Here is a 5,711-nt window from a genome sequence, read left to right on the forward strand (position 1 = left end):
AGTTCCGCGAAAACTCTGGTGATTTCGTACATCGGTATGAAGACTCAAGAAGTGGTAATCAAACCGAGCGTAAAAGTGGTTATGATGCCTGATACAGAGATACTTGATGAAGTAACAGTAGTGGCTTATGGCACTAAACGTAAACAAGATTTGGTGGGTTCTATCAGCAGTGTAAAGAATGAGATTATCAGTAATTCACAAGCTACATCCGTGTCCAATGCATTAGAAGGAGCTGTGGCTGGTTTGCAAGTTGTAAGTTCTTCCGGCCAGCCGGGACAAGATGCCAATATCGTATTACGCGGTATCGGTTCTATTTCGGCCAGCAACAATGCACTGATTGTAGTAGATGGTGTGCCCTTCAACGGCAAGTTGTCGGACATCAACCCTACAGACATTGCTTCAGTGAACGTGTCGAAAGATGCTGTATCCAACTCTTTGTATGGTTCCCGTGCAGCAGGTGGTGTGGTCATGATTACTACCAAGACCGGACGCAAAGACAAGGTGGCCATCAACTTTAACGGCTCCTGGGGTGTGGCACAGCGTGCGTACAAGGACTATGATATGGCTACTGATCCGGGAGAGTTCTACCGTTTGTCTTGGTATGGTCTTCGTAACACCTATTGGGCGGCTGGAAAATCCATTGAAGACTCTAATTTAGCAGCCAGTCAGGATTTGCTGGGCGAACTGGGTAATTACAATGCTTATATCATCCCGCAAGGAGAGTATCTGGTAACACCAGATGGAAAACTTAACCCCAATGCACGTCTGCGTTATAATGATTCGTTTGCCGATGCCTTGTTCGACAATGCCTTCCGTCAAGAGTATAATGTATCTGCATCGGGTGGTAATGACCGCACAGATTACTATGTATCTATGGGCTTTCTGGACAATGACTCTTATGTGCTAGGTTCTTCTTATGAGCGCTTTACGGCTCGTGCCAACGTTAACTCTCAGTTGAAATCCTGGTTGAAGGTAGGTACCAATGTAGGCTATTCCAAAGCAACTCAGAATGGTGTACAAGAGAATGCCGGAGCTGCCTCCAATCCTTTTGAGGTGGCACGTTCTTGGGCTCCCATCTTCCCGGTTCATGCCTATGATGCAGAAGGTAATATGAAATATTATGAGGACGGAAGTCCTATGTATGATGCCGGAAACGGTGAGACAGACGGTACATCTAAACGTCCTACGGCTACTAACCAGAATGTGATAGCCAATATGAAAGAGGATATTCGTGAAACTGTGTACAATAATCTGACTTCACGCTCGTATCTGGAAATCTCGTTCTTGAAGAATTTCAAGTTTACAGCAAACTACAGTTATGATTTCACGAACAGTAGCCAGACAGTATTCTACACTCCGCTCATCGGTGACGGACAGTCTTTCGGTGGTCGTGGTACAAAAGGAAGCTACAACACTACGACTACCAACTTCAACCAGATTCTGGCCTACAGCAATGTTTTTGGCGATAACCACCACTTGTCGGCCAAGATAGGTCACGAGTACTATAAGTATGAATATCAGTATTTAGCAGGACAGAAGACCAATTTCTTTAATCCGAACAATCCGGAACTGGACAACGGTGGACAAATGCAATACATTAACAGCTACACGGCAAACCATAACATCGAGGGGTATTTCGGTATGGCAGACTACGACTATAGCAACAAATATTATCTTTCTGCAGCCTTCCGTCGCGACGGTACTTCCCGCTTCTTGGACCGCTGGGGTAATTTCTGGTCGGTAGGTGCCGCTTGGCGTATTTCCAACGAAGCATTCATGGAGGGTACAAACTCTTGGTTGAACGACTTGAAACTGCGTGCGTCTTATGGTACCCAAGGTAATGAAAGCATCCTTTCGGAGTATGACTATGCCTATGTGTACACGCCTTATCAAGACCAATACACAGTTACTTGGAATGGTTCAGAGTTGGGTTATTCACCGGAATTCTACGGTAATCCGGACTTGACTTGGGAAAAGCAGAAGACTTTTGACGTGGGAGTAGATTTCCGTCTATTCGACAGAGTATACGGTTCATTCGAATATTTTTATCGTCGTACAGACGATATGCTCTTCAAGCGCCCTGTAGCTTACTCTACAGCCGGACGTCCGTATAATTGGGAAAACCTGGGTGCGATGAAAAACACTGGTATAGAGTTTGAAGTGAATGTGGATATTTTCAATCAGCCCGACCTAAAGTGGACGGTATCGCTCGTGGGATCTCACTACAAGAACCGCATCGTGACACTGCCCGAAGAAAACCGTGAAAATGGTATCACTTCCGGTCCGTTCAACCTGCGCGAAGGTAAGAGCCGCTTTGAATACTATACTTATATGTATGCCGGCATGGACGAAAAAGGAAATGCCATGTGGTACATGGATGAGACAAACGAGAAAGGGGAAGTGACAGGCCGTACTACCACCACCACTTATGCAGACGCAACCCGCTACTTCATTGGAAAATCTGCACTGCCCGATTTCAACGGTGGTTTGAGCACTACTTTCTCTTACAAGGGAATCGACCTTTCTATAGCAACGGCTTTCCAAATTGGTGGCTATGCTTATGACTATTCTTATCTGTCCGGCATGAGCTCTTCATTCTACGTAGGTCATAATAAGGATATGTGGAAAACATTCAACCCTGAGACCGGTCAAGGTTCACTTCCTATTTGGAATGCTGACAATGCTTCCAACTCTTTCACTCAGCAATCAGACCTCAATCTGATAAAGGCCAGCTACTTCAGTATCCGTAACATCACTTTGGGCTACACATTGCCGAAGAACCTGACGCAGAAATTGGGTGTTGAGAAACTGCGTATCTATGCTACGGCAGATAATCTCGGCTTGTGGTCCAAACGTCAGGGATTTGACCCTCGTGTGGCAATGGCTGGTTCTGATGATGAATATGGAGGCTATTCTCCGATGCGTGTGATTTCCGGAGGTATCAACCTTACATTCTAAACTAAAAAATAAAATTGTATATGAAGATAATGAAATATATGATGCAGGTGCTTCTTGCTGGGGGCCTGCTTACATCTTGCATTGAAGATGCTGATGTTACCGCTTATTTGACTGAAGACCAACTGGGCAATGTGGCTCAGGAAGATCCTGATAAGGCTTTTTCAGCTGCTGTGGCAGGTATGTATACTGATATGCAACAGTATGTTGACGTCAATATGAGTCACAACTATTTCGGTCAAAAGAGTTTTGATTACTTAACATCGCTGATGGGCAACGATATGATTATGACCGGACGTTTCGCCATGAGTATGTATCATTATTTGCTGGATTACTGGCAACAGAACTATACTCCGACCAACAACCGTTGGAAAGAGTACTATCGCGTCATAGCCAATGCCAACAATATCCTCAAGCTGATTGACCCCAGCAGTGAAGATCCCGCCAATTTGAAATATCGTGCCATTGCCCTTGGTTTCCGTGGCTATGCCTACTTACAACTGACTTACTTATATCAGCATTCCTACTATACCGGTGCGGATGGAACGAAATGGGGCCGTGGAGAGAAATATGACTTCTCCCAGTCTCCGTGTGTACCGCTTATTACAGAGGATACGGAAGGTGACCAGCCACGTGCTACTGTAGCCCAAATCTATGAACAAATCAAGAGTGACCTTACTACTGCTTTCGATTTGTTCAAGAATTTGGATATGACGCGTACTTCCTCACCCACTGATATGGATGGCTGCGTGGTAGCTATGCATTTGGCTCGTGCAAATATGGTTATCCATGAATGGGATGAGGCGATAAAGTATGCGCAAGTGGTGATTGATAATTTCCCCATATTGCAGAGTGAAGACCAGATACTCCAGGGATTCAGTAATATCAGCTTACCGGATGTAGTATTCGGATGTGATATTACAGCAGACAATAGTACGACTTATATGTCTTTCTTCTCGCAGATGGATACTTATGGTGATGGGTATGCCGGCATCGGTGTATGGCGCGCTGCCTTTAAGCCATTAGTAGACCGTATCGCGGATACTGATATCCGTCTGCAATGGTTCTGCTGCGACCGTTCTACAGGTGTAACAGATGCTTCCGGTAATCGTATAACATTGATTCGTGACACTCAGTCTCCAGTTGCCGTGGAATACCAAGCTGTAAAATTTATCGGTACAGGTCGTGATAACATCAAGGCCGGTGTGTTCAGCGGATGGGAACTGGGAGATTATATTTACCTGCGTTCAGAAGAAGCTTACATGATAAAAATGGAAGCTTTGGCTCACAAGGGTTCTGCAGAAGCAGTGACTGAACTGAATAGCTTTATGAAGACTCGCCAGCCCGATTATAATTACACTTTCACGAATAAGGCTGACCTGATAGAGGAAATCATTTATCAGAAACGTGTAGAGTTCTGGGGTGAAGGTTTGGAATATATTGATAATCGTCGTTTGAATATTCCTGTAGATCGTACAGATGAAACTTGGGGCGCAGAAAATAATAATCACTTCTCTGCCGGTAAGTTCCGTTATAACCAAGAAGACAGGCCGTTCCTTTACCAATTACCTCTCTCTGAAATAGAGAATAATTCTCAGCTTTCTCCGAGCGACCAGAATTAATACCTCAAAGGACATGTTATACGGAAAAATAACACAGAAGCGCTATCTGTGCAGACTAATCAAGCTGCATTACCCCAACAATAATAATGCGACAACTATGATGATTCATCCGGTTGAACATACCGGAATTTCATAATAAAGTGTTTTTGAGAAGCCACTCATTGTGAAATGGGTGGCTTTTCTTCTCTTAATCCTACAAAAGACTTCAGGGGAAGTGTTATTTCAAGATTACATATCTTCCAAAAAAAGCCCTTTATAAGAAACAGAGCAGTTTTCCCATTCTTTGTTGATTGTGAGAAAATATTCTCCTTTTTTCTTCAATATTCCCCAATCTATCCGTTCATTATTGTGTTCAATTTTTACCAATTCGTAAAATGAAAAAATACAATGCCGGTCTTCCATCCGTTGGCTTCAATAAAAGTGAGGTCTTATCGATACGCCTAAAACCGTCATTTACGATTCTTCTTGAGACTGTTCTGCTATATTCTTTAAAACTGCCAATTCTTTTTTCGACTATAGAATTTCATAATACACCTTATCATTTTACATCAAGTCCACTATTATCGTAATGCACATTACGATAATACCAATTAGAGACGATAATTTGTATAAAATGAATTTCTCCTTGAACTTTTACACAAGAAACTATAAAGTAATTTATTAAGCTCCTTTAGAAATGATCTCATAAGTTCATTAGTTTTTTATACAGCAAACACAGATTTCCTATATTTGAAATAGGAATAAACTAATATTTATCTCTATCTGAAATGGGAATGGTTATTCTGTAATTTGAAATAGTATTTACATGAAATGCAATATTCTTATGGATGAAATAAGTAATACAAGTAAATATTCAACGAAAAATAAACAAATAATAGATATTGACATAATTACCCATTCTTTTAAAAAGAGGAATACTAATTTTACAACCGTAGTACATTAATTGATACTCAAACAGCTATTAATCAAAATATTACATTTATTAATGGTATCACATAAGTAAGGTTTTGTTTATTGTAGACCCATATAGGACAGCTTTGAAAAGAGTATTCCTTGTTTTAGCCAATTCTTTGACTTATTGTATATTCTTTATTATCAATATATTATACACATTGTAGTTCCGCGAAAACTCTG

Annotated in this window: 2 protein-coding genes; both read left to right on the plus strand. The window is 41.9% G+C overall.

The genetic code is table 11. The features are described from left to right. Window positions 1–15 precede the first annotated feature (15 nt). The gene (locus DWX62_RS21630; RefSeq protein WP_080597311.1) at window positions 16–2,958 is read left to right on the plus strand and encodes a SusC/RagA family TonB-linked outer membrane protein; all 2,943 of its coding nucleotides are present in this window, start codon (window positions 16–18) and stop codon (window positions 2,956–2,958) included. A gap of 20 nt (window positions 2,959–2,978) precedes the next feature. Beyond that, window positions 2,979–4,577, plus strand: coding sequence for a RagB/SusD family nutrient uptake outer membrane protein (locus tag DWX62_RS21635; RefSeq protein ID WP_034533057.1), 1,599 nt, complete (start codon window positions 2,979–2,981; stop codon window positions 4,575–4,577). The last annotated feature ends 1,134 nt before the right edge of the window (window positions 4,578–5,711 follow it).

This window comes from Bacteroides sp. AF20-13LB (genome assembly GCF_003603065.1).
GTDB lineage: Bacteria > Bacteroidota > Bacteroidia > Bacteroidales > Bacteroidaceae > Bacteroides > Bacteroides uniformis.